This is a genomic window from Ruegeria sp. HKCCSA071, assembly GCF_017872555.1.
GTDB lineage: Bacteria > Pseudomonadota > Alphaproteobacteria > Rhodobacterales > Rhodobacteraceae > Ruegeria.
In genome coordinates, this window is sequence record NZ_JAEDOX010000001.1 from 696,879 (window position 1) to 722,196 (window position 25,318).

Sequence of the window (25,318 nt, forward strand, 5' to 3'; positions counted from 1 at the left end):
CTGTTCGCGGGATTTCTGCAAGCCTATTGTGCGCACAAATCTATCGGAGGAGTTATTGATGCAAGATCTGACCCATTTCCTGAACGGCGAAATGGTCGCCGGTACATCCGGTCGTTTCGACAACGTCTACAACCCGGCAACGGGCGAGGTTCAATACAAGTGCCCGATGGCCAGTGCTGCGGAAACCACGGCGGCGATTGAGGCCGCAGCCGCTGCCCAGCCCGAATGGGGCGCAACCAACCCTCAGAAACGTGCACGTGTCATGATGGCAATGGTCGGCCTGATGAACCGCGACATGGACAAGCTGGCCGAAGCACTTAGCCGCGAGCACGGCAAGACCATCCCTGATGCCAAAGGCGACTTGCAGCGAGGTCTGGAGGTGATCGAATACTGCATCGGTGCACCGCAGATGCTGAAGGGTGAGTTCACCGACAGCGCAGGCCCCGGCATCGACATGTATTCCATGCGCCAGCCGCTGGGCGTCGTGGGTTCGATCATGCCCTTCAACTTCCCTGCGATGATGCCCCTGTGGCATGTCGGTCCTGCACTGGCCTGCGGAAACGCCGTTGTTCTGAAACCGTCCGAGCGTGACCCCTCGGTTCCGCTGATGCTGGCTGAGCTGTTCGTCGAAGCCGGTCTGCCCAAGGGTGTGTTCCAGGTCGTGAACGGCGACAAGGAAACGGTAGACACCATTCTCGACAGCGAGATCATTCAGGGCGTCAGCTTTGTGGGGTCTACCCCGATCGCTCAGTATATCTACAGCCGTGCCACCGCAAACGGCAAACGCGCCCAGTGTTTTGGTGGTGCTAAGAACCACATGATCGTCATGCCCGACGCAGACCTGGATCAGGCTGCCGACGCGCTGGTCGGTGCCGGATTCGGTGCAGCTGGCGAACGCTGCATGGCAATCTCTGTTGCGGTTCCGGTTGGTGAAGAAACCGCGGACAAGCTGATCGAAAAGCTGATCCCGCGCGTCGAAAAGCTGAAAGTGGGCCCCTACACCGCTGGTGACGATGTCGACATGGGCCCCGTTGTAACAGCGGCCGCGAAAGAGCGTATCCTTGGTCTGATCAATTCGGGTGTCGAGCAAGGCGCAAAGCTGGTTGTCGATAACCGTGATTTCAGCCTGCAAGGTTATGAGGACGGATTCTTTGTCGGCCCGCACCTGTTTGACCACGTCACTCCGGACATGGACATCTACAAACAGGAGATCTTTGGCCCGGTTCTGTCGACTGTCCGTGCAGGTTCCTACGAAGAGGCGATCGGCCTGGCGATGGACCACGAATACGGAAACGGCACAGCAATCTTTACCCGCGACGGTGACACAGCGCGCGACTTTGCCAGCCGGATCAATATCGGCATGGTGGGCATCAACGTTCCGATCCCCGTTCCGCTGGCTTATCACACCTTCGGAGGCTGGAAAAAATCCATGTTTGGTGATCTGAACCAGCATGGCCCGGACAGCTTCAAGTTCTACACCCGCACCAAAACAGTGACCGCACGCTGGCCGTCGGGCATCAAGGAAGGTGGCGAGTTCAACTTCAAAGCCATGGACTGATTTCAGCCTGCACGACTATGGAACCCGGCCCCATTCAGGGCCGGGTTTTCGCATCTTTCCGCCGAACAGCATTCAAATTCCCCACGCTCACAAGAAATTCAGGTGCGTCTCTCTGGAAAATTGCGACCAATGGAAATATCTTGCCGCCAAATACACAGCGAGCAGTGAACTTACCGGAGGCAACCTTGGCCCAATCCCAAATAACCCGTCGTTCCGCCCTGCTGGGCGCTGCATCCCTGATGGCAACCCCTGCCCTTGTTCGGGCACAAAGCACGGACGCGTTTCCGGAAACAGAAGACACGATCAGCACACAGCTTCCGGTCCGACGCAATGTGTCGTCCTTCTCGCAGCAAAACTGGCAGGACCATTTTGATGAGCTGGGCGTAGGTTGCCTGTTGGCCGACATTACCAGCCGCGCGGTTCACTATTGGGCGCCGGATGGCACTTATAAGCTGTACCCCAGCTCTGTGCCCATGAGCGAAGAGCTTACAAAACGCGGCTACACAAAAGTTGTGCGCAAGACCGAGTTCCCAAGCTGGACACCGACCGCCTCGATGCGCGAGCGTGACCCCAGCCTGCCCATTCGGATCGATGGCGGTGATCCCGGAAACCCACTGGGCACCCGCGCGATGTATTTGGATTGGCCCGCTTACCTGGTTCATGGCACGCATGATACCCGCAAGATCGGCCGGCAGAGCTCGTCTGGCTGTATCGGCCTGTACAACCAACATGTCGAGGAACTGTATCCGCTGGTCCAGATTGGCACACAGGTTCGTTTGGTCTGATCTACCAGCTCAGAAAAGCAAAAGCCCCGGTCATACGCCGGGGCTTTTGACTCTTCAGGAACAGAGCATCATTCCGGCAGGATAACAGTGTCGACCACGTGGATCACACCATTGCTTGCTTCAATATCTGCCTGTATGACCTTGGCATCATTCACTTTGACGCCGTTTTTGGCATTCACGCTCAGCCGATCACCCTGAACAGTCAGAACCTTCGCGCGCTTGCCAGCGATGTCGCCAGACATCACCTTGGCTGGTACAACATGGTACGTCAGGATCGACACGAGCTGATCTTTGTTCTCCGGCAACAACAACGTTTCCACCGTGCCTTCGGGCAATGCAGCAAACGCCTCGTCTGTTGGGGCAAAGACGGTGAATGGACCTTTTCCTTTCAGGGTATCTACCAAACCTGCAGCTTGAACTGCGGCAACCAACGTGTTGAATGATCCGGCCGCTACAGCGGTATCAACGATATCTGCTGCCTGCGCCTTGAGCGGCATGGCAAATGCAAATGCGGCGGCTGCGCCCATAAAAGTACGACGTAACATGGCTGTCTTCTCCTCTTCAGCTTGTTATGGAAAGAGGTACGGGGCTTTCGTCACGCCGGATCAGTCTGAGATCACTTTTCTTTTAGCTGCACCCAGATGCTTTGCGCGCGCCCTTCAGCCAAAAAGGGCAAATTGGCGACAGCATCGGGCCGATCCTGTTGCAGGTAATATCCCGGCCAAAGCATTGAATACGCGCCAGATTGCAGCAAAGCGTGCAACATGTACTGCTCACCCCAGCCCGGGCAGTCATAAAAGAACCGCTTGGGGTATTCGTAGGGCAGAAAAACATCGTGCAGATGGATCACTACTCCGGGCTTCAGTGTCGGAATGATGCGGCAGAACAAGTGCGCGACGTCGTTGCTCATCCGCACAACATGGCTGGAGTCGATAAACAGGACGTCGCCGGCTTCCAGCTCTGAAAACAGTACCGGGTCGGCCTCTTCCAGCCGTTTTTGCTCGAACCGATCAACAACATGGGCAATGTCAGCGCGGGGATACGGATCGATTGCCGTAATCGTGGTGTCAAACCCGCCATCGATGGCCGCCTGCCGGGTTACTCGGGTCGAGTTACCACATCCAACCTCGATCACCCGCCGGGGCTGAAAGCGTCGGATCATCAGATACAGGGCATCCGCATCCGGGCTGTCGTAATAGCCGTTTCCAGCACGATAGCCGGTCTGATTGCGCTCAGGATCCTTCAGCTCCTCTAGCGCATTCTTGTGCGCAGTGTATTCACTGACCAGCTGAGAGATATCAAACCCGTCCATTCCCGGCGACAAGGCATAGACGGGGCGCGTCAGACCTCCGGCAGCCTCAAAGGCTTCCAGCCGCGCGCGCTCATCCTGTTCGGTGATCTTGTCGACCAGTCTTACCCCCAGTTCATCCAGGGCGGCGTTGATCTGTGGGAATTTTCTGGGTTTCAAGTCGCTGGCTCCGTAGTCTTTGCTGCGATATTCCATACCTTTGCTGGTCGTTCCTCTGCAAGGACAAGCCGGGCAAACCCTTGGCAAAAAGAAAATTTCCGTATTCACTGATCAAAATAACTACCGCGAGGGCCGCCATGCAGCAGGAATTCACGATCGGGATCGAAGAAGAATACCTTCTTGTAGACCGCGACAGCCTCCAATTGTCCGAAGCTCCCGAAGCGCTGATGGAAGCCTGTCAGAATGATTTCGAAGGACAGGTCAGCCCCGAATTCCTGCAATGCCAGATCGAAGTCGGCACCCGCCCACATACAACCATCACCTCGGCGCGCGAGGACCTGAAACGCCTGCGCTCCTGTGTTTCGGAACGGGCCGCGGAATACAACCTGTCGCCAATAGCCGTGTCGTGCCACCCTTTTGCGAACTGGAAGGATCAGCATCACACTCGAAAGGAACGCTATGATGCGCTGCAACACGCGCTGGGGGGTGTGGCCCGCCGGATGCTGATCTGCGGAATGCATGTTCATGTCGGGGTTGAAAGCCAAGCCTTGCGTTCTGATCTGATGCCGCAATTGTCGTACTTTTTGCCGCATCTTTTGGCGTTGTCGACGTCCTCGCCTTTCTGGAACGGCGAAGATACGGGCCTGTCGTCGTACCGTCTGACCGTCTTTGACAATCTGCCGCGCACCGGTCTGCCGCCGGTCTTTGCAAGCTGGGGCGAATATGAACGCACCACGGGAATATTGATTGAACTGGGGGTCATTGAAGATACCACAAAGATCTGGTGGGATCTTCGCCCCTCGCATCGCTTTCCAACACTTGAAACGCGGATTATGGATGTCCAACCAAGGTTGGAGCACACGCTTTCACTGGCCGCCCTTGTGCAGGCGTTGACACGAATGTTGTGCCGCTTGAAAGATCGCAACTTGCGCTGGCGGCAATATGATCGCTTTCTGATAGGTGAAAATCGCTGGCGCGCGCAGCGATACGGTGTGGGCGAAGGATTGATCGATTTCGGCGATCGCTCGATCAAACCCATGTCCGATTTGATCGGTGATCTGATGGGATTGCTGGCCGAAGATGCCGAGGCACTGGGAACAATGTCGGATCTGGCCCGGCTGCGGCAGATCGCCGAAAACGGCACCTCGGCCACACGCCAACGTCGCGTTCATGCCGAGGCTGCCGCGCGCGGGGAAGATCCCGGCAAGGCCGTCGTGCGCCACCTGATCGAAGAGTTCCACGCGGATCTTTAGACAGTGGCGACAACAGTCCCCTGCCCAGAGCCATTGTTGAACCTGCAAAATTTCTGTAAGAATTCAGAAATAAACAACTGTTCAATTCATTGCCGATGGGAGGGAGCGCCATGGATTTCGCACTCAGCGAGGAACAAACAGCCATTTTCGACATGGCACATGCCTTTGGGCAGGAACATATCGCCCCTTTTGCCCGGCAATGGGAGGCTGATGGAACAATCCCCAAAGCCTTGTGGCCCCAAATCGGAGAGCTTGGCTTCGGCGCCCTTTACGTGTCCGAGGCCAGCGGTGGGTCAAACCTGACCCGTCTGGATGCCACCCTGGTTTTTGAGGCCCTATCGATGGCCTGCCCGTCGGTCGCGGCCTTCCTGTCGATCCATAACATGTGCGCCAAGATGCTCGACAACTTTGCCGACGATGACCTCAAGGCGCGCATCATGCCCGATGTTCTGAGCTTGAAAACTGTGTTGAGTTATTGCCTGACCGAGCCCGGTTCTGGATCGGATGCGGCGGCGCTGAAAACACGCGCTGAACGGACCAACGAAGGCTATACGCTGAACGGAACAAAAGCCTTCATTTCAGGCGGCGGATATTCCGACGCTTACGTCTGCATGGTGCGTACCGGACAGGATGGGCCCAAGGGGATATCGACCGTTTACGTTGAAGACGGCACGCCCGGCCTCAGCTTTGGCGCGCTCGAGCAGAAGATGGGCTGGAAAAGCCAACCCACCGCGCAAGTTCAGTTCGACGATTGCAAGATCCCGGCTGGAAACCTTGTGGGCACGGAAGGTGACGGGTTCAAATATGCGATGATGGGACTGGATGGCGGACGACTTAACATTTCTGCCTGCTCGCTTGGGGCCGCTCAGGCCGGGCTGGATATGACGCTGCAGTACATGTCCGAACGTAAGGCTTTTGGCCAATCCATCGACCAGTTTCAGGCCCTTCAGTTCCGTCTGGCGGATATGGAGATCGAATTGCAGGCCGCGCGAACGTTCCTTAGGCAGGCAGCCTGGAAGCTGGATCAGGGCGCACCCGATGCCACGAAATTCTGCGCCATGGCCAAGAAGTTCGTTACTGAAACCGGATCGAAAGTGGTGGACCAGTGCCTGCAATTGCATGGCGGTTATGGCTATCTTGCGGATTACGGCATCGAAAAGCTTGTGCGTGATCTTCGTGTGCACCAGATATTGGAAGGCACGAATGAGATCATGCGTGTGATCGTATCGCGCCAGTTGCTTGCCAATCGCTGAGGCACCCATGTCAGATATCGATATCCGCACCACAGGCCGTGCCGGGCGTATCACCCTGACCCGTCCTCATGCGCTGAACGCGATGACCTATGACATGTGCATGGCCATCGACACGGCGCTGCGCAACTGGCGCGAGGATGATGAGATTGACCTGATCATCCTGGACGCCGAAGGGGAAAAGGCCTTCTGCGCGGGTGGTGATATTGCTGAACTTTATGAAACCGGCACCAAGGGTGATTTTTCTTACGGTCAGAAATTCTGGCGGGACGAATACCGTCTGAATGCCCTGATCTTCGAATATCCCAAACCGGTCATCAGCTTACTTCAGGGGTTCGCGATGGGCGGCGGTGTTGGCATCGGATGCCATGGCAGCCATCGCGTTGTGGGTGAAAGCGCAAAGATTGCCATGCCAGAATGCTCCATCGGACTGGTGCCGGATGTCGGCGGCTCGTTGATGCTGGCCCTTGCACCCGGACGCGCGGGTGAGTTTCTAGGGACAACGGGCTATCGGATGGGGCCTGGGGATGCGATTTATGCAGGGTTTGCCGATCTTTTCATCCCGCAATCGCAATGGTCCGATCTGATCGAGTTGCTCGAAGCCTCTGGAAACGCAAAACTATTGGCTGACCATGCCGGTACACCGCCTGTTGGTGAATTGGCGAACTTGCAGGCCCAAATCGATCAGCATTTTTCCGGTGACACCCTTGGCGACGTTCTGAACAGTCTGCACAGCGACGACAATGAGTTTTCGGCTAATACTCTGGGCATGCTGAGAAAGAACGCACCGCTTTCCGTGGCCTGCACGATCGAGATTCTTCATCGCCTGCGCTCCCCTTCTCTGACCATTCGCCGAGCTCTGGAGATGGAGTATCGTTTCACACACCGCGCGATGGAGCATGGCGATTTTCTGGAAGGCATCCGCGCGCAGATCATCGACAAGGATCGCAACCCGGACTGGCAGTTTCCTGACATGAACGTCCCTCTGGTTGCCGTGTCGAAAATGCTTCAGCCCCTGGGTGCGGACGCCCTGACTTTCGAAGAGGATTAAGAGATGCAAATCGGTTTCATCGGACTGGGAAACATGGGCGCGCCAATGGCAGCCAATCTTGCAAAAGCCGGTCATAAGGTGGTTGGCTTTGACACAGCAGGCGTGACGGTTGACGGGGTTTCTCAAGCCGCAACCGCTTCGGAAGCTGTTGCAGCGGCCGATGCTGTCATCACGATGCTGCCAAACGGTGCGATTCTGAGGGCCGTTGCGGATCAGATCATTCCTGCAATGGCACAAGGTGCCGTGCTAATCGATTGCTCGACAGTTGATGTGGAAAGCGCGCGGGCAGTTGCGGATCAGGCCATCAGTGCCGGACTGTTGTCCGTAGACGCGCCAGTTTCTGGCGGCATCGGAGGTGCGGCGGCTGGCACGCTGACCTTCATGGCTGGCGGATCAGAGGCCGCGTTTGCCAAGGCATCCCCTCTTTTCGATATCATGGGGCAGAAAGCTGTTCACTGTGGTGAGGCCGGTGCCGGTCAAGCTGCCAAAATCTGCAATAACATGATCCTTGGTGTCACCATGATTGCAACCTGTGAAGCCTTCGCTTTGGCCGACAAACTGGGTCTGGACCGGCAGAAGATGTTTGACGTGGTAAGTACGTCGTCCGGATACAGCTGGACGATGAACGCCTATTGCCCTGCCCCCGGTGTCGGCCCGCAAAGCCCGGCCGACAATGGGTACGCCCCCGGTTTTGCGGCCGAGCTGATGCTGAAGGACCTGCGCCTCAGCCAGCAGGCGGCTGAGAGTGCAGATGCAGATACACCGATGGGTCAGGCGGCCACCGCGCTTTATGAGCAATTTGTCGAGAACGAAGATGGCAAGGGACGCGATTTCAGTGCCATGTTGCCACGGTTCGAAAACCGCGGACGTGACTAAAACAACTGGCGGCATCTTGCCCAACGATTTGACAGATCTTGGGCAAGCGACCATCTAGGCAGTCATGAACAAAAGGCCCGGCTGGCCAATTCGCAAAGGACGGCGACATGACGAGATTTTTGGTGACGACGGCAACTCTGGCGGCTTTGGCCCTTTCCCCGGTTGCCGCGGTTGCAAAGAACAAGGCCGGGCATTGCCCTCCGGGTCTGGCCAAGAAATCCGTTCCCTGCGTGCCGCCTGGTCAGGCAAAGAAAATCTATCGCGATGGTGACTTCATTACCAATGATTACCGTTGGATCAATGACCCTTATCGCTATGGGTTGAACCGAAACTACTCTTATGTCCGTGCCGGTGATTATGTGTACCGGGTCGACCCCGAGACACGCAAAGTCCTGAACCTGATCGGCGCGATCGCAGATATCCTGAACTGAGGCCGCGTCTGGGCACTTATTCTGCCGCGACGCGCGCGCCTTTCAGCATCGACTTCAGGTATCGCCCGGTGTGGCTGCGTTCAACATCGGCTATGTCTTCCGGTGTTCCTGTGGCGACGATTTCGCCACCGCCATCACCACCTTCAGGTCCAATGTCGATGATATGATCCGCGGTTTTAACCACATCCAGATTATGTTCAATCACCACGACAGTATTGCCCTGATCGACAAGTTCGTGCAGCACTTCCAGCAGCTTGCGAACATCTTCGAAATGCAGACCTGTTGTCGGTTCGTCGAGAATATAGAGCGTTCGCCCGGTTGAACGCTTCGACAGTTCCTTTGACAATTTTACCCGCTGCGCCTCGCCACCTGACAACGTCGTGGCTTGTTGACCCACCTTGATATAGCCAAGACCCACACGCGCAAGGGCGTCCATCTTGTCCCGGATTGAGGGCACGGCCTTGAAGAATTCCTGCGCATCTTCCACTGTCATATCAAGCACATCCGCGATGGATTTACCCTTGAACTTGATCTCAAGCGTTTCGCGGTTATACCGCGCGCCTTTGCAGGTTTCGCAAGTCACATAGACGTCCGGCAGAAAGTGCATCTCGATCTTGATGACACCGTCACCCTGACATGCCTCACACCGCCCGCCTTTGACGTTGAAGCTGAATCGACCCGGTTTGTACCCGCGTGCCTTAGCCTCGGGCAGACCGGCAAACCAATCTCGGATCGGGGTAAAGGCCCCGGTGTAAGTCGCCGGGTTTGAACGCGGCGTTCGCCCAATGGGGCGCTGGTCGATGTCGATGACCTTATCGAGGTGTTCCAGCCCCTTGATGGTTTCACAGGGTGCTGGTGTCTGACGCGCCCCGTTCAGCCGCATTGACGCGGTTTTGAACAATGTCTCGATCGTGAGGGTGGATTTACCTCCGCCCGACACACCTGTGACGCAAACGAATTTGCCCAAGGGGAATTCGGCGGTGACATTCTTCAGGTTGTTACCCGTGGCCTTGACCACTGTGACTTTCTGCTTTTTCCCCTTCCGACGCTGCACCGGAACTGCGATTTCACGCGCTCCCGCTAGGTACTGCCCGGTAATGGAGGCCGCATCTGCCGCGATTTGCGCAGGCGTTCCGTGACTGACCACCTGCCCGCCATGCACACCTGCCCCCGGACCGATGTCGAAAACATAGTCAGCCTCGCGGATGGCTTCCTCGTCATGTTCTACGACGATCACCGTATTGCCCTGATCCCTCAGGTTCTTGAGCGTGCCTAAAAGCCGGTCATTGTCTCGCTGATGTAGCCCGATCGAAGGCTCATCCAGCACATAGAGAACCCCGGTCAGCCCCGAGCCGATCTGACTGGCCAGACGAATACGCTGGCTTTCGCCTCCTGACAGCGTTCCACTTGAACGGGACAGCGTAAGGTATTCTAAACCAACATTATTCAGGAATCCTAGCCGCTCGCGAATTTCCTTGAGAATGGCGCGCGCAATTTCGTTCTTCTGTGCGCTCAGGTGGTTGGGCGCATCTTCGATCCACGCCAAAGCCTCACGGATCGACATCTGCACCACCTGCCCCACATGCAGCCCGGCGATCTTTACCGCCAGCGCTTCGGCCCGCAGCCTGTAGCCTTCGCAGGCGCCGCAGGGACGATTGTTTTGATATCGTTCAAATTCCTCACGAATCCACGCACTGTCGGTTTCGCGGTACCGGCGTTCCATATTCGGGATCACGCCTTCAAAGCTGCGGGTCACCTGATAGACACGCCCGCCTTCGTCGTACCGGAATTGAATTTCATCATCCCCGGACCCACGCAGAAAGACCTCCTGCACATTTTTAGGCAGGTCTTTCCAGGGCGTGTTCTTGTCAAACTCGTAATGGCGCGCAATGGCCTCGATGGTTTGCAGGAAATAAGGGGATTTACCCTTGCGCCATGGGGCCAAAGCACCATCGTAGAGTTTCAGCGTCTGGTCCGGCACCACCAGGCGCTCATCGAAGAACAACTCGACCCCGAGACCGTCACAATCCGGGCAGGCACCGAAGGGCGCGTTGAACGAAAACAGGCGTGGTTCGATTTCGGGAATGGTGAAACCACTGACCGGGCAGGCAAAATTCTCGCTGAATGTGATGCGTTCCGGATCACCCTCACGCGGGGCGGTTTCCAATATGGCAATCCCGTCGGCCAGATCCAGAGCGGTGCGCAGACTGTCGGCCAAGCGCGTTTCCATACCTTCCCGCACAACCAGTCGATCAACAACCACATCGATATCGTGGCGGAATTTCTTATCCAACACTGGCGGTTGATCCAGTTCGTAGAACTCTCCGTCCACCTTGACGCGTTGGAAACCCTGTTTGCGCAGCTCCAGGAATTCTTTTTTGTACTCACCTTTCCGGTCGCGCACGATGGGGGCCAGAAGATAGCCGCGTGTGCCGTCTTCCATTGCCATGATCCGGTCGACCATGTCCTGCACTTGCTGCGCCTCAATCGGTTGCCCGGTGGCTGGGCTGTAGGGCGTTCCGGCGCGGGCAAACAGCAGACGCAGATAGTCATAGATTTCGGTTACCGTGCCCACAGTTGAACGCGGGTTCTTGGACGTCGTCTTTTGTTCAATCGAAATTGCCGGAGACAGGCCGCTGATATGGTCGACATCCGGCTTTTCCATCATATCCAGGAACTGCCGGGCATAGGCCGAAAGGCTTTCGACATACCGGCGCTGGCCTTCGGCATAGATGGTGTCAAACGCCAATGAGGACTTCCCCGAACCCGACAGTCCGGTGATGACCACCAACTGATCCCGAGGGATATCAACGTCTATACCTTTGAGGTTATGTTCGCGCGCGCCGCGCACCTCGATATTCTTCAGCTCAGCCATATGCGGCCCCCAACAAACAAGTGGTTAAGAGATAGGCGAGCCAGACCAAGACTCCAACAGAAAAGTTAGAACATTTAGTGAACAATCGAAATTTCACCGATTAGCACCTGCAATGAACACAGGATTGCAAAAAGTTGCCAGAAATGGCGCAACCGTTGATCTTTTTGAGGAGGAAAATGGCGCGGTTGACGGGGCTCGAACCCGCGACCCCCGGCGTGACAGGCCGGTACTCTAACCAACTGAGCTACAACCGCGCATCTATTTTCGTGGCCTTTTGCCTGGACCAAGGATGGCAGCGATGGCGCGGTTGACGGGGCTCGAACCCGCGACCCCCGGCGTGACAGGCCGGTACTCTAACCAACTGAGCTACAACCGCCCGCTGCATGTTCACTGCTGAACGTTTGGGTGTATTATGGCTACGCTCGGGCAGCGTCAAGCGGCGTTTTCAAGTTTTTTGTCAGATTCCAGATTTTTGTATACGGCGCGATTTTTTGCGGATGCCGCGGGTTCTATTTCCCTTGCAGCCAACCTTCGGGAAAGATATCACCCCGTCCCATGGGTGATTAGCTCAGTGGTAGAGCGCTTCGTTCACATCGAAGATGTCAGCGGTTCAAATCCGTTATCACCCACCATTTTTCAAAGCACGCCGATGCCCAAAATGAAACGCTGGATTCATGCCGCGTTTTGGCGCTGAGTGGTGCAGTCTTCACTACATCCCACGACAAAAAAAGGCGAAGCTCATGCTTCGCCTTTTTTTCCATTTACCAAAGACTTAATGCGCGGTTGCGGAAGGTCCGGTATTACCGGACGACGCGGCCGCCGCTGCTGCGGCCTCTTCCGCGGCTTCGTCCCATTCGATCGGCTCGGGTTTGCGTACCAAAGCATGTTCCAGAACTTCCGAGACATGTTTGACCGGGATGATCTTCAGCCCTTCTTTGACGTTGTCCGGGATATCCGCCAGATCCTTTTCATTCTCTTCCGGGATCAGAACGGTCTTTATCCCACCACGCAGCGCGGCCAGCAGTTTTTCTTTCAAACCACCAATCGGCATCGCATTCCCACGCAGTGAGACTTCGCCGGTCATGGCAATGTCTTTCCGAACGGGAATACCGGTCAGAACCGAGACAATAGACGTGACCATGGCCAGACCAGCGGATGGGCCATCCTTGGGTGTCGCGCCATCCGGCACGTGAACGTGAATGTCTATCTTGTCAAACTGCGGCGGCTTCACCCCGATCTGAGGCGAAATCGAGCGCACATAGGACGAAGCGGCGTCGATGGATTCCTTCATCACATCACCCAGCTTACCAGTCGTCTTCATCCGCCCTTTGCCGGGCAGTTTCAACGCTTCGATATGCAGCAGGTCGCCACCCACTGATGTCCACGCAAGACCGGTGACAACACCAATCTGATCGTCCTGCTCGGCCAGACCGTAACGGAATTTCGGAACACCCAGGAAATCTTGCAGGTTTTCGGGCGTGACCTTAACGGTCTCCGCGTCCTTCTTGATGATCTTGGTCAGCGACTTCCGCGCAACCTTGGCAATTTCACGTTCAAGGTTCCGTACGCCAGCCTCACGGGTATAGGTGCGGATGATCTTTTGCAGCGCCTCATCGGTCAGCTCGAATTCCTTGGCTTTCAAACCATGGTTCTTGACCTGTTTGCTGATCAGGTGCTGCTTGGCGATCTCGCGCTTTTCGTCCTCGGTGTAACCGGCCAGCGGGATGATCTCCATCCGGTCAAGCAGAGGCCCGGGCATGTTGTAGCTGTTCGACGTGGTCAGGAACATCACGTTGGACAGGTCATATTCAACCTCTAGATAATGGTCCATGAACGTGTTGTTCTGTTCCGGGTCCAGCACCTCAAGCATTGCTGATGCCGGATCACCCCGAAAATCCTGCCCCATCTTGTCGATTTCATCCAACAAAATCAGAGGATTCGTGGTTTTCGCCTTCTTCAACGCCTGGATGATCTTGCCGGGCATCGAGCCAATGTAAGTCCGACGATGGCCCCGGATTTCGGATTCGTCGCGTACACCACCCAATGAGATGCGAATGAACTCGCGCCCGGTTGCCTTTGCAACCGACTTACCCAGCGAGGTCTTGCCCACGCCCGGAGGGCCGACAAGGCACAAAATCGGCCCTTTCAGCTTTTTCGAGCGCTGCTGAACCGCAAGGTATTCAACGATCCGTTCCTTAACCTTCTCAAGCCCATAATGGTCCGCGTCCAGAATCTCCTGCGCGCGGCCCAGATCCTTTTTGACACGGGATTTAGTGCCCCAAGGCAGAGCAAGAATCCAATCCAGATAGTTGCGCACAACTGTGGCTTCGGCCGACATGGGCGACATGTTCTTGAGCTTCTTAAGCTCGCCCTCGGCCTTTTCCCGCGCTTCTTTCGACAGCTTGGTCTCGGCGATTTTGGCTTCCAGTTCAGCAACTTCGTTGCTGCCGTCCTCGCCATCGCCAAGTTCCTTCTGAATGGCTTTCATCTGCTCATTCAGATAATATTCACGCTGCGTCTTCTCCATCTGGGATTTGACGCGGGTCTTGATCTTCTTCTCGACCTGCAGAACAGACATCTCGCCCTGCATCAGGCCATAGACCTTCTCAAGCCGCTCGCTGACGCTAAGGGTTTCCAGAAGCTCCTGCTTTTGTTCGACTTCGATGCCCAGATGCCCCGACACAAGGTCGGCCAGTTTCGCAGGCTCGGTTGTATCGCCTACTGCGGTCAGTGCCTCTTCGGGGATGTTCTTGCGCACTTTAGCGTAACGCTCGAACTCATCCGCGACAGTGCGCAACAGTGCTTCGGTTGTGGTGACGTCGCCGGGAATTTCGGTCAGGTATTCTGCACGGGCTTCGAAAAATTCTTCGTTTTCCAGAAACTCGGTGATCTGAACGCGCGCCTGCCCTTCGACCAGCACCTTTACTGTGCCATCGGGCAGCTTCAGCAGTTGCAGCACATTTGCCAGAACGCCGGTGCGGTAGATGCCTTCTTCATCAGGGTCGTCAACGCCGGGATCGATCTGGCTGGACAACAGAATTTGCTTGTCATCCTGCATCACCTCTTCCAGCGCGCGGACCGATTTGTCACGGCCTACGAAAAGCGGCACGATCATATGTGGGAACACCACAATATCGCGCAGCGGCAGGACGGGGTAGGAGGAATTCAGAGGCTCTTGCATGCTCTATCCTTATCGTTGGCAAGACGGCACTTGTCCCTCATCGAGGCAACATTTGACCGTCTCCTGTCTTGGACGATAAAGGTGGGGCCTCATCGCCCATTTTCAACCTTATCGCCATGTATCACCGATCAGAATGAACCGAGGATCGGCCGACTGCAAGGCGTGCCGGGAACATATCCACCAAAATAGTAGAATACACCCTGCTCTTGCGCGATCAGTCGCCAGAAAATAGCCCGGCTGTTCAGAACTGGCCGTTTTCACCTTGGAGGGGGCAAAACATCACAGCGGTTCGATATCCCCCTGCGCGCGCCGCGCGTGGAAATCGGCCTGCCAGGCTTCGAACACACCTTCCGCAATCGCGTCGCGCATGCCGGCCATGATCTCCTGAAAATAATGCAGGTTATGCCATGTCAGCAACATGCCGGAAATCATCTCATTCGCGCGGAACACGTGGTGCAAATAAGCGCGAGAGTAATTCGAACAGGCCGGGCAAGTGCACTGCGCGTCCAGCGGGCGCGGATCATCTGCGTGACGGGCATTTTTGATGTTCACCACGCCGTAGCGGGTGAAAACCTGCCCTGTACGCCCGGACCGCGAGGGCAACACGCAGTCCATCATGTCGATCCCGCGGGCAACGGCACCGACGATATCGTCGGGCTTGCCGACGCCCATCAGATAGCGCGGCTTGTCCGATGGCAGAAACTTGGGGGCATAATCGAGACAAGAGAACATGGCCTCCTGCCCTTCGCCGACGGCTAGGCCACCAACTGCATAGCCCTCGAAACCTATAGATTTCAGCGCCTCGGCGCTTTCTTCGCGCAGGTCTTTTTCTAACCCACCTTGCATGATGCCAAAAAGCGCATGCCCCGGACGATCGCCGAACGCATCACGCGACCGTTCGGCCCAACGCATCGACAGGCGCATCGACTCGGCAATGCGATCACGATCAGTTGGCAACGCGGGGCATTCGTCGAAACACATGACAATGTCCGACCCCAGAAGGCGCTGAATCTCCATCGACCGTTCCGGCGTCAATTCGTGCTTTGACCCGTCAATATGGGATTTGAAGGTCACGCCCTTTTCAGTCAGCTTGCGCAAACCGGCCAGCGACATGACCTGAAATCCGCCGGAATCTGTCAGAATGGGCCGATCCCAGTTCATGAATTTGTGCAGTCCACCCAGTCGATCAATACGCTCAGCGGTCGGGCGCAACATCAGGTGATAGGTGTTCCCCAGAAGAATGTCTGCACCTGTCGCCCGAACGCTTTCCGGCATCATCGCCTTGACCGTTGCCGCAGTGCCAACCGGCATAAAGGCAGGCGTTCGAACGTCGCCGCGCGGTGTGCTGATCACACCCGTCCGGGCTTTGCCGTCTGTGGCCTTAAGTTCAAATGAAAAGTGCTGGGTCATGTCATCGCCTCGGGTCACCGAACCGGGCAGGCTTTGCCCGATCCGATCGGTCTTTGCAACCCGTCAGGGTAGCGAGGCAACACGGTCTGTAAACAGCTGCACAACCCCTGCCCCATCCACATCGCGGCAGACCCGAACTGTGGGACGTTCCGGGTCAGGTTGCGTCGCCCCCTTCTGGTCGCCTTCGGTGACAACCCGAAGACCTGTTTCAACCATGTCGAACATGGCACCGTGAGAACAAGCAATCACAGCGGTCGAATCGTGCAGGCCGCAGCCTTCCAGACCACCGACGTCCTTGTAGAACTTCAGGTAAAAGCGTGAGATATCGCGCAGAAAGGATCCCATGTCAGGTGATCGCATTGCCAGGCTTTCGAAATCCGCAGTCTCGTAAAGCGTTTTCAGCGTAACATCCAAACCGACAAGTACGGTATCCGGCGGTGTGGCAAAGACCTCTTCAGCCGCAATAGCATCATGGTAGATGTTGGCCTCGGCATGGTTGGTTATATTGCCCGGGCAGTACACAGCGCCGCCCATGATCACCAAACGCCCAAGATTCCCGGCAAATTCCGGATCCAGACGAATAGCGTTGGCGATGTTGGTCAGGGGGCCCACGGCGCAAACCACCAGCTTTTTCTTATGGGTTCGTGCCATATCGACCAGAAATTCCGCAGCTGGCAGAGCGTGGTTTCTTCCGATCTCGGGTATATCAGTCAGGTCACCGAATCCTTCGGGGCCATGCACATGCTCGGATGGCGAATGCGTATCGGCACCCAAGGCAACCGCAGCCCCTTCCGCGACTGGCAAATCCAGACCCAGCTTATCAAGCAGGAACCGGGCATTGCGGCTGGATTGATGTACATGTGTGTTCCCAAACACGGTGGTTAAGCCGATCAGCTCGATCTCGGGTGCTGCGGCGGCATAGGCGATTGCCATGGCATCATCGATGCCAGGATCTGTATCGATTATCAGTTTCATCCCCGCCCGATACCGCAAACAATTAGGGATGCAAAGCGGTCACAGCGCTAATTTTCAAAGCCGCGTTTCACTATCTGGGCATTTGCATGACGCTGCTTTCCCCTCATACCAGAGTTGAAATCGAGCGATTCAATTGCCACATGTATACTATAGTACACAACAATAAGAGGACAGAATGACCGAAGACCAAATCATCGGATTGCTTTCGTCGAACATCATTTACCTGCTGGCAGCAGTGCTGGTAATTGTTATCATTTTCAAAGGCATCAAGATTGTACCTCAGTCCGAAAAATATGTGATTGAACGGTTTGGGCGCCTGCACTCCGTGCTTGGCCCCGGCATCAACTTTATCGTTCCACTGCTGGACGTTGCGCGCCACAAGATCTCGATCCTGGAACGCCAGCTGCCAAACGCGACACAGGACGCAATCACCAAGGACAACGTTCTGGTGCAGATCGATACATCGGTCTTCTACCGTATTCTCGAACCTGAAAAGACGGTCTACCGAATCCGCGACGTTGATGGCGCGATTGCTACCACGGTCGCCGGGATCGTTCGCGCCGAGATTGGTAAGATGGATCTGGATGAGGTTCAATCAAACCGGTCCCAATTGATCACGCGTATACAGGAAAGCGTTGAAACCGCTGTCGATGACTGGGGCATCGAAGTTACCCGCGCCGAGATTCTGGACGTAAATCTGGATCAGGCCACCCGCGATGCCATGCTGCAACAGCTGAACGCCGAACGTGCCCGCCGCGCACAGGTGACAGAAGCCGAGGGCAAGAAGCGCGCAGTCGAACTGCACGCCGATGCTGAGCTTTACGCCGCGGAACAAACCGCCAAGGCGCGGCGTATTCAGGCCGAAGCCGAGGCTTTCGCCACTGGTGTTGTCGCCAAGGCCATCCAGGATAACGGCATCGAAGCTGCGCAGTATCAGGTTGCGTTGAAACAGGTTGAAGCCCTGAACGCGCTTGGAAACGGAACTGGCAAGCAAACCATTGTTGTGCCTGCCAACGCACTGGAAGCCTTTGGTGACGCGTTCAAAATGTTAAAAGGAGGAAAGTGATGGCTGACCCCTTCTGGTTGACCTGGTGGATCTGGCTGGCCGCCGCATTGGCGCTGGGTATCCTTGAGATTGTCCTGCCCGGTTTCATTTTTCTGGGCTTTGCAATCGGCGCCGCAATCACGGGCCTTATCCTTGCCATTCCCGGAATGGCTCTGTCTTTGAATGTGTTGGCGTTGATCTTTGCCGTATTGTCGCTGATTGCGTGGCTTGTTTTGCGGAAACTGTTTGCGTTGCCACACGGTCAGGTCAAAACCTTCAACCACGACATCAACGACTAAATTGCCGCGGCGCCCCAATCGGCGCCGCCGCCCTACTGGACCCTGTTGCGCCAATTCCCTATATAATCACTCAGGCAACTGACCCGAGGCAAAGATGACTCACCCCAGCGAACAGTTTGAAGGCACACCGCTGATTGCGCCGTCAACCATTGAGCACCCCCTGTACGAGCCCGTGGTCGAGGCGTGCCGCACGGTCTATGACCCGGAAATCCCCGTGAATATCTATGACCTCGGCCTGATCTACACGATCGACATTTCCACGGACAACGCCGTGAAGGTGATCATGACGCTGACAGCCCCCGGATGCCCGGTTGCAGGCGACATGCCCGGATGGATCATGGAAGCGATCGAGCCTGTTGCAGGCGTCAAAGAGGTCGACGTGGAACTGACCTGGGAGCCGCCCTGGGGTATGGAGATGATGTCAGACGAAGCACGTCTGGAACTGGGGTTTATGTAGGCACCCACCACAGTTTCCCGGCTATTTGTCACAAAACATTGGCGTTTTTGTTACCTGCTCGTGCTGTCCTTGTCACAATGATGCGGGACAAGGCCTGCGGACGGCATCAATTGGTGCCGTACCTCGGGCCAGACATGATTTGACCGCCCCCCTCGAGTTCCGGCCCCGAAATACGGACCGTTCTTGCCCGAGAACGGTCCTTTTCTTATCCAGATCACCAAACGTCGGGTGATCAGTTCAAGTTGCAGGTCTTTTTGATTTCCGCAGATCTGGCATCCAGTTGATTGATGTAGTCCCCCGATAGCATTTGCAGCCGTTTGTGCTCGGTTCCCGTCACCAGCCCCAAAAGTGCTCCGGCGGGGGTTATGGCGGCAACGCTTTCCAACTGTTGGTCCTGCGCGTGTTTCCTCTCGGCCGCGATGGCGCGCAGATCGCCCTCGGCGGTTGCGCAGTTTACCGGATGCCTCTCTCCATCATTGGCGGCCACCGCAACATCCGGGACAAACAGAAGAACTGCAACAGCAAGTACCGCACCCGTCAAGATCGAATTAAAAATCGCCTGTAAGCTTTTCACAATATTATCCTTTCCGATGGTGCGCTAAAACAAACCGAGTTAACGGCCGACCAACTTGAACCTATTCGGTTCCACGGACCCACGGTCGAATGCTTTCAGCGAACCCACTCTGAATGCCGGGTTGTTTCATCCGGATAAAACTCTTTATAACACACCGTCTTGAGCCTTGGCCCCCTGATCCCTAAATTAAATGCAACGCGCGACAACGGAGACTTACATGTTCGGCATTCCCGGCAAGCAGGCTGTGACCATGACGCCTAAAGCCGCAGAACAAATCACCCGCCTGATGAACTCGGGTGGCCACGCTGGCTTGCGCATTGGCGTCAAGAAAGGCGGCTGTGCAGGCATGGAATATACCATGGAATATGTCGATCAGGCTGATCCGCATGACGAAGTTGTCGAACAGGATGGAGCACGCGTCATGATCGCGCCAATGGCGCAGATGTTCCTGTTTGGGACTGAAATCGATTACGAGGTGTCGTTGCTGGAATCAGGTTTCAAGTTCAGGAACCCGAATGTTGTCGACGCCTGCGGCTGCGGTGAATCCATCAAGTTCGATGACAGTATCGCGCAGCAATCCTAGTTTGCACCGGATAATTCTGTGACACGGGCCCGCCCGAACGCCGTGTTGTCGATCAAAGCGCGTGAACCCACCCGATCCGTGGAATTGTAAGATCGCGCCGACAATGTTATCCGCATCCTAAATTATCGAATGATCAGGGAGATATGGGTATGCGGCGCAAGCTTGCGGCAGGAAACTGGAAAATGAACGGAACCGGTGCTGCGCTGAGCGAACTTGAAGCACTGTGCAAGTCCCACCCAGACGCTTCGGTCGATATCCTAATCTGCCCTCCGGCAACATTGCTCAGCCGCGCAGCTGACACCGTACGCGGGTCAGCGGTTACCATCGGCGGGCAGGATTGCCACGCCGCAAGCGCGGGCGCGCATACAGGCGACATCAGCGCCGGGATGCTGTTGGACGCGGGCGCGACATCAGTCATTCTGGGTCATTCCGAACGGCGCGTGGACCATGAAGAGCATGACGAGGATATACGCGCCAAGGCCCGTGCAGCGATGGACGCGGGGTTAAAAGCGATCATTTGCGTAGGCGAAAGTCTGGAGCAACGAGAGGCGGCCAATACGCTCGACATTATCGGCGGTCAGATGTCGGGGTCGATCCCGGATCAGGCAACCGGCGAGAACCTGATAATTGCATATGAACCGATCTGGGCCATCGGCACTGGCAAGGTTCCAACGCTTGATGAGATCGGAGAGGTTCACGACTTCATCCGCGCCCGGTTAGAGCGCCGCTTTGGCGAAGGTGTGGGTCGCTCTGTCCGTCTTCTGTATGGCGGTTCAGTCAAACCCTCCAACGCGGCGGAGATCTTTGCGGTTTCAAATGTCGATGGTGCGCTTGTGGGCGGCGCCAGCCTGAAGGCTGGGGGTTTCACGGGCATTATTCAGGCACTGGAGAGCGCCTAGGATTCGCCTTTACTCGGCAATATCTTCGGCCCAAAGCTCTGGCTTTTCTTCGATGAACCGCTGCATCAGCGCGATACAGTCGGGATCGTTGGCTATCGCCACCTCGACGCCGCGTTCGCGCAGAAAGTCTTCGTTGCCACCAAAGTTCTGGGTATCGCCGATCACCACACGCGGGATACCAAACTGAACGATAGTGCCCGAGCACATCATGCAAGGTGACAATGACGTGTAAAGAACCGTATCCCGATAGGTTTTCTGACGCCCCGCTTTGCGTAAGGCATCCATTTCCCCATGTGCGATCGGATCCCCGCCCTGCACACGTTGATTGCGCCCTTGTGAAACAATTTCGCCACCCCGCGCCAGAACTGACCCGATCGGGCATCCACCTTCATCAAACCCGGCTTTGGCCTCGTCATAAGCCACGCGTAGCAAGCGCTTGTCGGTCTCGGTCAACATTCCGGTCTCCATTTCCCGTGTTTCCCAAACCCTGCCCAAGCGCAAAGACTTGGTCAATGACGGCCTCACGACAGCTTCATCACGATAAGACCTGACACGATCAGAAGGGCCGCGAGAATCCGCGCAGGGCTTAGGGCTTCGCCCAGAAACAGGATACCTACACAGAACGCCCCCACTGCCCCAATACCCGTCCAGATGGTATAAGCTGTGCCCAACGGCAGGTCCCGCATCGCCAGCGCAAGAAGACCGAAAGACCCGATCATCGAAAGCCCCATCAAGGCTGTAGGCCACAATCGGGTGAAACCAGCCGATTGCTTCATCGCTACGGCCCAGACGATTTCCAACAGGCCAGCAAATAGAAGGAATACCCAGGGCATAAGACAACCTCGTATCCGTTCGGGTCGTCCCGAATGATGTCCCGATATGGGGAGGTCGTCCTCTGAACCCGAGATATGAACCCGGTGCGCGGTTTCAAGATGCAAAAAAGCCGGACGGTCGAAACCGCCAGGCTTTGCACGTGGTCAAATTGCCTAGTTGGTCACGATTTCCGGCCCCATGAACGTGTTGGGCAGGAAGGTCGAAAGCCAAGGGATATATGTCACCATAATCAGGAAGACGAACAGGACAGCAAGGAACGGCAGCGCCGCCTTCACAACGCTCATCATCGGCATACCCGCAACACCCGACGTTACGAACAGGTTCAAACCGACCGGAGGTGTGATCATCCCGATCTCCATATTCACAACCATGATGATGCCCAGATGGATCGGATCAATACCCAACTCGATGGCAATCGGGAACACCAGCGGTGCGACGATCACCAGCAAGCCCGACGGCTCCATGAACTGACCACCGATCAGCAGGATTACGTTGACCACGATCAGGAAGGTTACCGGTCCAAGACCCGCTGAAAGCATGGCGCTAGCAATGTGCTGCGGCACCTGTTCGTCCGTTAGAACATGTTTGAGGATCAGCGCGTTAGCGATCACGAACAACAGCGTCACCGTCAGCTTTCCTGCCTCGAACAGAGTATGCTTGGTGTCGGGATGAAAGAACGCCGTGACCAAAGCGTAGGGCTTTTTCAGCAGCGGCAGGTTCTGTGCGTCCCCTTCCGTACTCAGCGGCCCCATGTCCTTATAGACGAAACTGGCAATGAAGAAGGCATAGACGGCAGCAACCGCGGCAGCCTCGGTCGGGGTAAAGATACCCCCATAAATGCCACCCAGAATGATAACGATCAAGAAGAGGCCCCAACCGGCCTCGCGGGCCGAGGTGAAGACCTCACCCCACCCCTTCCATTCACCCTTGGGCAGGTTCTTGACCTTTGCCATGACATAAATGGTGATCATCAGCATGAAACCAGCCATCAGACCGGGAATAACGCCAGCCAGAAACATGCGCCCAACTGAAACTTCGACGGCGGCGGCATACACAACCATCACGATGGACGGTGGGATCAGGATGCCCAGCGTACCCGCGTTACAGATCACACCGGCGGCAAACTCTTTGGAATACCCAACCTGGCGCATACCTGCGATGACGATCGAACCGATAGCTACAACCGTGGCCGGGGACGATCCTGACAGCGCGGCAAACAGCATACAAGCAAACACGCCCGCAATCGCCAGACCGCCGGGCAGATGCCCTACGCAAGCAATCGAGAAACGGATGATCCGACGCGCTACGCCGCCTGTCGTCATGAAGGACGAGGCGAGAATGAAGAACGGGATCGCCAACAGGGTGAAATGCCCCTCGAACGCCTCAAACAGCGTGCCTGCGACTGAAGCCAGCGAACTGTCGGAATAGATCAGCAGGAACAGGGTCGAGCTGAGGCCAAGTGCAACCGCAATCGGAACGCCGATCAGCAGCAGGCCGATGACCATCGAGAAAAGAAGGATAACGTCCATCAGTCATGCACCCCTTGTTGTGCGCGGACTTCCTCAATCTCGTCCTCGACTTCGTGGCTGGCGACAAGGCGATCGGTCTCACCACGCCAAATTTGAACGGCGACCTGCGTAAACCGGATCACGAGCAGCAGCATGGATACCGGCAGAACCAGGTAAGGTACGACCTTGGGCAGTTTTTCATACCCCTCGCCATAGTTGATCAGGTCTTCCAGAAAGCGCAGCGGCGCGACCATGGGGATGTCGTCTACCTCGTAGAAACTCTGGCTGCGTGCGCCGAAATCAAACCCGGTAGGGAACCAGCGGCCCGATGTTGGCGGCAGATCTGCAAAGACGGCCCAATAATCATATGCCCCTTTGAGCATCAGCAGAGAAAACACCAGACAGCATCCAACCGAGACCAGCGCCATTAGGCGCCTCGGTGCTGGCGCCAGCATGTTCAGGATTGCATCCACGCCCAGATGAGCATGTTTCTTGACTGCGTAAGACGCGCCCAGGAGCACCAGCCAGCCAAACGTGAACACTGTCAACTCAAGTGCCCATAGGATATTGGAATTAAAGACAAACCGCGCAATCACGTTGGCAAATGTAACGACCGTCATAAGGCCCAAAAGCAACGCGATCAGGGTTTCTTCGATATGGTCGATCAGCCCGCCCTGGCCGGAGTTCGCACCAGACATCTTTCAGTCCCCGCATTTTATTGAAGAGAGAGTTGAGAATGGGGCGGGCCATTTCAGCCCGCCCGGCCTGCGCGTCGAATACTCCCCAGTCCCCGGACGCGCGGTCTTTGACCGGATCAGAACCCGGCGTTGATGGCCTGTGCCGCGTCGATCTTGTCCTGACCCACGTCACCGGCGAATTTGTCCCAAACCGGTTTCATCGCGTCGACCCAGGCCTGACGCTGTTCAGGGGTCAGTTCACGGATGACGCCGCCTGCATCGATGATCGACGCTTTGGCCGCTTCGTTCACAGCAAAGGCTTCTTTGTTCCGGGTCTCTGTAACTTCGGCCAGAATAGTCAGGAACTGATCCCGCACCGCCGGATCAAGACTGTCCAGCCAATCCACCGATGTCACGACCAGATAGTCGATGATGCCGTGGTTGGTTTCGGTGATACCGTCCTGCACCTCAAAGAACTTCTTGCCGTAGATGTTCGACCAAGTGTTCTCCTGCCCGTCCACAACGCCCTGTTGGAGCGCGCCATACACTTCCGAGAATGCCATTTTCTGCGGGCTACCACCGATGGCTTCCATCTGTGCAACCAGCACATCTGACGACTGCACGCGGAACTTCAGACCGTTTGCATCCGACGGATCAACCAAAGCCTTGTTGGCCGACATCTGCTTCATGCCATTGTGCCAGAACGCCAGACCTTGCAGGCCACGACGCTGCATGCTGTCTTTCATCGCCTGCCCCTCGGCCGAGGCCTGGAACGCGTCTACAGCGTCGACATTCTTGAACATGAACGGCAGGTCAAACAGGCGGAACTGTTTGGTGAACTTCTCGAATTTCGACAGCGAGGGCGCGGCCAGTTGCACGTCGCCCTGCAACATCGCTTCGAGAACTTTGTCATCGTTGTAGAGAGTCGAGTTCGGGTAGACCTCAACACACATTGTGCCGTTCATTTCATCGTTGACCCGCTGCTCTAACAGCGATGCCGCGATGCCTTTGGGGTGTTTGTCGGTGTTCGTCACATGTGCGAACTTAACGACGATTTCGCCTTCATCGCATGCAGCCATACCAGCCGTTGCGGTTACCGTCAGAGCAAGCGCAGTTGCTGCCGTTGTCAAAAGCTTCATCTGATATCCTCCCAGAGTTCTTTGAAACTTGCAGTCGACGCCGGGTAAGCGCCGTATGGCGTGCAGTGAAGCGACTCAGGGTAAAGCACACAACTTTTGACTGCGACTACATGAAATGTCTGATTACCTGTTTAATACCAAAGCGTTACGGCTTTGTTGGTTCGGGTTATGCACTTCACAGTTCTGAGCC

Annotated in this window: 24 protein-coding genes and 3 tRNA genes; 13 read left to right on the forward strand and 14 right to left on the reverse strand. The window is 56.1% G+C overall.

From position 1 onward, the window contains the following. Positions 1 to 58: 58 nt before the first annotated feature. Both I9188_RS03495 and I9188_RS03500 read left to right on the forward strand, forming a co-directional pair. Complete coding sequence (locus I9188_RS03495) at positions 59 to 1,558, forward strand: CoA-acylating methylmalonate-semialdehyde dehydrogenase (RefSeq protein ID WP_209504044.1); 1,500 nt, start codon at positions 59 to 61, stop codon at positions 1,556 to 1,558. Positions 1,559 to 1,743: 185 nt separating this feature from the next. After that, a complete protein-coding gene (locus I9188_RS03500) occupies positions 1,744 to 2,343 on the forward strand; it encodes a L,D-transpeptidase (protein WP_209504045.1) in 600 nt (199 codons plus the stop codon). A 68-nt stretch (positions 2,344 to 2,411) separates the two neighbouring features. Here the strand turns inward: I9188_RS03500 and I9188_RS03505 are convergent, their stop codons facing one another. Together I9188_RS03505 and I9188_RS03510 are read right to left on the reverse strand one after the other, a co-directional pair. Then, on the reverse strand, positions 2,412 to 2,888 hold the full coding sequence (locus I9188_RS03505) for a fasciclin domain-containing protein (RefSeq protein WP_209504046.1): 477 nt from the start codon (positions 2,886 to 2,888) through the stop codon (positions 2,412 to 2,414). A gap of 71 nt (positions 2,889 to 2,959) precedes the next feature. Then, on the reverse strand, positions 2,960 to 3,811 hold the full coding sequence (locus I9188_RS03510; RefSeq protein WP_209504047.1) for a class I SAM-dependent methyltransferase: 852 nt from the start codon (positions 3,809 to 3,811) through the stop codon (positions 2,960 to 2,962). Between the two features lie 137 nt (positions 3,812 to 3,948). Between I9188_RS03510 and I9188_RS03515 the strand changes: the two genes are divergently transcribed. The 5 genes from I9188_RS03515 (at position 3,949) to I9188_RS03535 (ending at position 8,672) form a co-directional block, all read left to right on the forward strand. Then, the gene (locus I9188_RS03515) at positions 3,949 to 5,064 is read left to right on the forward strand and encodes a carboxylate-amine ligase (protein WP_209504048.1); all 1,116 of its coding nucleotides are present in this window, start codon (positions 3,949 to 3,951) and stop codon (positions 5,062 to 5,064) included. Between the two features lie 110 nt (positions 5,065 to 5,174). After that, positions 5,175 to 6,317: an acyl-CoA dehydrogenase family protein gene (locus tag I9188_RS03520; protein WP_209504049.1), complete on the forward strand. Its 1,143-nt coding sequence runs from the start codon at positions 5,175 to 5,177 to the stop codon at positions 6,315 to 6,317. Positions 6,318 to 6,324: 7 nt separating this feature from the next. Next, positions 6,325 to 7,365, forward strand: coding sequence for a 3-hydroxyisobutyryl-CoA hydrolase (locus I9188_RS03525; RefSeq protein ID WP_209504050.1), 1,041 nt, complete (start codon positions 6,325 to 6,327; stop codon positions 7,363 to 7,365). 3 nt (positions 7,366 to 7,368) lie between these two features. Further along, positions 7,369 to 8,241 (forward strand): 3-hydroxyisobutyrate dehydrogenase, encoded by an 873-nt coding sequence (gene mmsB / locus I9188_RS03530; RefSeq protein ID WP_209504051.1) that lies wholly within the window; start codon positions 7,369 to 7,371, stop codon positions 8,239 to 8,241. 107 nt (positions 8,242 to 8,348) lie between these two features. Further along, a complete protein-coding gene (locus I9188_RS03535; protein WP_209504052.1) occupies positions 8,349 to 8,672 on the forward strand; it encodes a hypothetical protein in 324 nt (107 codons plus the stop codon). 16 nt (positions 8,673 to 8,688) lie between these two features. On the opposite strand, the gene uvrA is transcribed toward I9188_RS03535, so the two are convergent. The 3 genes from uvrA to I9188_RS03550 all read right to left on the reverse strand — a co-directional run bounded on the left by uvrA (position 8,689) and on the right by I9188_RS03550 (position 11,923). Then, positions 8,689 to 11,547: an excinuclease ABC subunit UvrA gene (uvrA, locus tag I9188_RS03540; protein ID WP_209504053.1), complete on the reverse strand. Its 2,859-nt coding sequence runs from the start codon at positions 11,545 to 11,547 to the stop codon at positions 8,689 to 8,691. A gap of 177 nt (positions 11,548 to 11,724) precedes the next feature. Further along, positions 11,725 to 11,801 (reverse strand) — tRNA-Asp (locus I9188_RS03545). A 45-nt stretch (positions 11,802 to 11,846) separates the two neighbouring features. Next, a tRNA-Asp gene (locus I9188_RS03550) sits at positions 11,847 to 11,923 on the reverse strand. A 181-nt stretch (positions 11,924 to 12,104) separates the two neighbouring features. Between I9188_RS03550 and I9188_RS03555 the strand changes: the two genes are divergently transcribed. Then, positions 12,105 to 12,179: transfer RNA gene (locus tag I9188_RS03555), tRNA-Val, on the forward strand. A gap of 140 nt (positions 12,180 to 12,319) precedes the next feature. On the opposite strand, the gene lon is transcribed toward I9188_RS03555, so the two are convergent. The 3 genes from lon to I9188_RS03570 form a co-directional block, all read right to left on the reverse strand. Beyond that, the gene (lon, locus tag I9188_RS03560; protein WP_209504054.1) at positions 12,320 to 14,728 is read right to left on the reverse strand and encodes an endopeptidase La; all 2,409 of its coding nucleotides are present in this window, start codon (positions 14,726 to 14,728) and stop codon (positions 12,320 to 12,322) included. Between the two features lie 279 nt (positions 14,729 to 15,007). Beyond that, a complete protein-coding gene (gene tgt, locus I9188_RS03565) occupies positions 15,008 to 16,138 on the reverse strand; it encodes a tRNA guanosine(34) transglycosylase Tgt (protein WP_209504055.1) in 1,131 nt (376 codons plus the stop codon). A gap of 63 nt (positions 16,139 to 16,201) precedes the next feature. Next, positions 16,202 to 17,113 (reverse strand): nucleoside hydrolase, encoded by a 912-nt coding sequence (locus I9188_RS03570; RefSeq protein WP_209504056.1) that lies wholly within the window; start codon positions 17,111 to 17,113, stop codon positions 16,202 to 16,204. Positions 17,114 to 17,288: 175 nt separating this feature from the next. Between I9188_RS03570 and I9188_RS03575 the strand changes: the two genes are divergently transcribed. The 3 genes from I9188_RS03575 (at position 17,289) to I9188_RS03585 (ending at position 18,914) form a co-directional block, all read left to right on the forward strand. After that, entirely contained in the window at positions 17,289 to 18,179 is an 891-nt protein-coding gene (locus tag I9188_RS03575) for an SPFH domain-containing protein (RefSeq protein WP_209504057.1), read from the forward strand. Then, positions 18,179 to 18,457 carry a hypothetical protein gene (locus tag I9188_RS03580; RefSeq protein WP_209504058.1) on the forward strand — a complete coding sequence of 93 codons (279 nt, stop codon included), beginning with the start codon at positions 18,179 to 18,181 and terminating at the stop codon, positions 18,455 to 18,457. Before I9188_RS03575 ends, I9188_RS03580 begins: the two co-directional genes overlap by 1 nt. A gap of 94 nt (positions 18,458 to 18,551) precedes the next feature. Beyond that, a complete protein-coding gene (locus I9188_RS03585) occupies positions 18,552 to 18,914 on the forward strand; it encodes an SUF system Fe-S cluster assembly protein (RefSeq protein ID WP_209504059.1) in 363 nt (120 codons plus the stop codon). 232 nt (positions 18,915 to 19,146) lie between these two features. Here I9188_RS03585 and I9188_RS03590 read toward each other — a convergent pair whose 3' ends face one another. Beyond that, on the reverse strand, positions 19,147 to 19,455 hold the full coding sequence (locus I9188_RS03590; RefSeq protein WP_245220463.1) for a hypothetical protein: 309 nt from the start codon (positions 19,453 to 19,455) through the stop codon (positions 19,147 to 19,149). Between the two features lie 250 nt (positions 19,456 to 19,705). Between I9188_RS03590 and I9188_RS03595 the strand changes: the two genes are divergently transcribed. Continuing rightward, on the forward strand, positions 19,706 to 20,071 hold the full coding sequence (locus I9188_RS03595) for an iron-sulfur cluster assembly accessory protein (RefSeq protein ID WP_209504060.1): 366 nt from the start codon (positions 19,706 to 19,708) through the stop codon (positions 20,069 to 20,071). A 149-nt stretch (positions 20,072 to 20,220) separates the two neighbouring features. Continuing rightward, the gene (tpiA, locus tag I9188_RS03600) at positions 20,221 to 20,970 is read left to right on the forward strand and encodes a triose-phosphate isomerase (protein WP_209504061.1); all 750 of its coding nucleotides are present in this window, start codon (positions 20,221 to 20,223) and stop codon (positions 20,968 to 20,970) included. Positions 20,971 to 20,979: 9 nt separating this feature from the next. Here the strand turns inward: tpiA and I9188_RS03605 are convergent, their stop codons facing one another. The 5 genes from I9188_RS03605 to I9188_RS03625 all read right to left on the reverse strand — a co-directional run bounded on the left by I9188_RS03605 (position 20,980) and on the right by I9188_RS03625 (position 25,128). Continuing rightward, positions 20,980 to 21,426: a nucleoside deaminase gene (locus I9188_RS03605; protein ID WP_209504062.1), complete on the reverse strand. Its 447-nt coding sequence runs from the start codon at positions 21,424 to 21,426 to the stop codon at positions 20,980 to 20,982. 65 nt (positions 21,427 to 21,491) lie between these two features. After that, positions 21,492 to 21,803 (reverse strand): multidrug efflux SMR transporter, encoded by a 312-nt coding sequence (locus I9188_RS03610; RefSeq protein ID WP_209504063.1) that lies wholly within the window; start codon positions 21,801 to 21,803, stop codon positions 21,492 to 21,494. A 153-nt stretch (positions 21,804 to 21,956) separates the two neighbouring features. Beyond that, a complete protein-coding gene (locus tag I9188_RS03615; protein ID WP_209504064.1) occupies positions 21,957 to 23,333 on the reverse strand; it encodes a TRAP transporter large permease in 1,377 nt (458 codons plus the stop codon). Beyond that, positions 23,333 to 24,010 (reverse strand): TRAP transporter small permease, encoded by a 678-nt coding sequence (locus tag I9188_RS03620; RefSeq protein ID WP_209504065.1) that lies wholly within the window; start codon positions 24,008 to 24,010, stop codon positions 23,333 to 23,335. The genes I9188_RS03615 and I9188_RS03620 overlap by 1 nt, the downstream gene beginning before the upstream one ends. 116 nt (positions 24,011 to 24,126) lie before the next feature. Continuing rightward, a complete protein-coding gene (locus tag I9188_RS03625) occupies positions 24,127 to 25,128 on the reverse strand; it encodes a DctP family TRAP transporter solute-binding subunit (protein ID WP_209504066.1) in 1,002 nt (333 codons plus the stop codon). Positions 25,129 to 25,318 lie beyond the last annotated feature (190 nt).

Bases quoted from the DNA above. Each gene is read 5' to 3' on its own strand.
- I9188_RS03495 (WP_209504044.1), top strand. From the start codon at position 59: ATGCAAGATCTGACCCATTTCCTGAACGGCGAAATGGTCGCCGGTACA.
- I9188_RS03505 (WP_209504046.1), bottom strand. From the start codon at position 2,888: ATGTTACGTCGTACTTTTATGGGCGCAGCCGCCGCATTTGCATTTGCC.
- I9188_RS03515 (WP_209504048.1), top strand. From the start codon at position 3,949: ATGCAGCAGGAATTCACGATCGGGATCGAAGAAGAATACCTTCTTGTA.
- I9188_RS03520 (WP_209504049.1), top strand. From the start codon at position 5,175: ATGGATTTCGCACTCAGCGAGGAACAAACAGCCATTTTCGACATGGCA.
- I9188_RS03525 (WP_209504050.1), top strand. From the start codon at position 6,325: ATGTCAGATATCGATATCCGCACCACAGGCCGTGCCGGGCGTATCACC.
- mmsB (WP_209504051.1), top strand. From the start codon at position 7,369: ATGCAAATCGGTTTCATCGGACTGGGAAACATGGGCGCGCCAATGGCA.
- I9188_RS03535 (WP_209504052.1), top strand. From the start codon at position 8,349: ATGACGAGATTTTTGGTGACGACGGCAACTCTGGCGGCTTTGGCCCTT.
- uvrA (WP_209504053.1), bottom strand. From the start codon at position 11,547: ATGGCTGAGCTGAAGAATATCGAGGTGCGCGGCGCGCGCGAACATAAC.
- lon (WP_209504054.1), bottom strand. From the start codon at position 14,728: ATGCAAGAGCCTCTGAATTCCTCCTACCCCGTCCTGCCGCTGCGCGAT.
- tgt (WP_209504055.1), bottom strand. From the start codon at position 16,138: ATGACCCAGCACTTTTCATTTGAACTTAAGGCCACAGACGGCAAAGCC.
- I9188_RS03570 (WP_209504056.1), bottom strand. From the start codon at position 17,113: ATGAAACTGATAATCGATACAGATCCTGGCATCGATGATGCCATGGCA.
- I9188_RS03575 (WP_209504057.1), top strand. From the start codon at position 17,289: ATGACCGAAGACCAAATCATCGGATTGCTTTCGTCGAACATCATTTAC.
- I9188_RS03580 (WP_209504058.1), top strand. From the start codon at position 18,179: ATGGCTGACCCCTTCTGGTTGACCTGGTGGATCTGGCTGGCCGCCGCA.
- I9188_RS03585 (WP_209504059.1), top strand. From the start codon at position 18,552: ATGACTCACCCCAGCGAACAGTTTGAAGGCACACCGCTGATTGCGCCG.
- I9188_RS03595 (WP_209504060.1), top strand. From the start codon at position 19,706: ATGTTCGGCATTCCCGGCAAGCAGGCTGTGACCATGACGCCTAAAGCC.
- tpiA (WP_209504061.1), top strand. From the start codon at position 20,221: ATGCGGCGCAAGCTTGCGGCAGGAAACTGGAAAATGAACGGAACCGGT.
- I9188_RS03605 (WP_209504062.1), bottom strand. From the start codon at position 21,426: ATGTTGACCGAGACCGACAAGCGCTTGCTACGCGTGGCTTATGACGAG.
- I9188_RS03610 (WP_209504063.1), bottom strand. From the start codon at position 21,803: ATGCCCTGGGTATTCCTTCTATTTGCTGGCCTGTTGGAAATCGTCTGG.
- I9188_RS03615 (WP_209504064.1), bottom strand. From the start codon at position 23,333: ATGGACGTTATCCTTCTTTTCTCGATGGTCATCGGCCTGCTGCTGATC.
- I9188_RS03620 (WP_209504065.1), bottom strand. From the start codon at position 24,010: ATGTCTGGTGCGAACTCCGGCCAGGGCGGGCTGATCGACCATATCGAA.
- I9188_RS03625 (WP_209504066.1), bottom strand. From the start codon at position 25,128: ATGAAGCTTTTGACAACGGCAGCAACTGCGCTTGCTCTGACGGTAACC.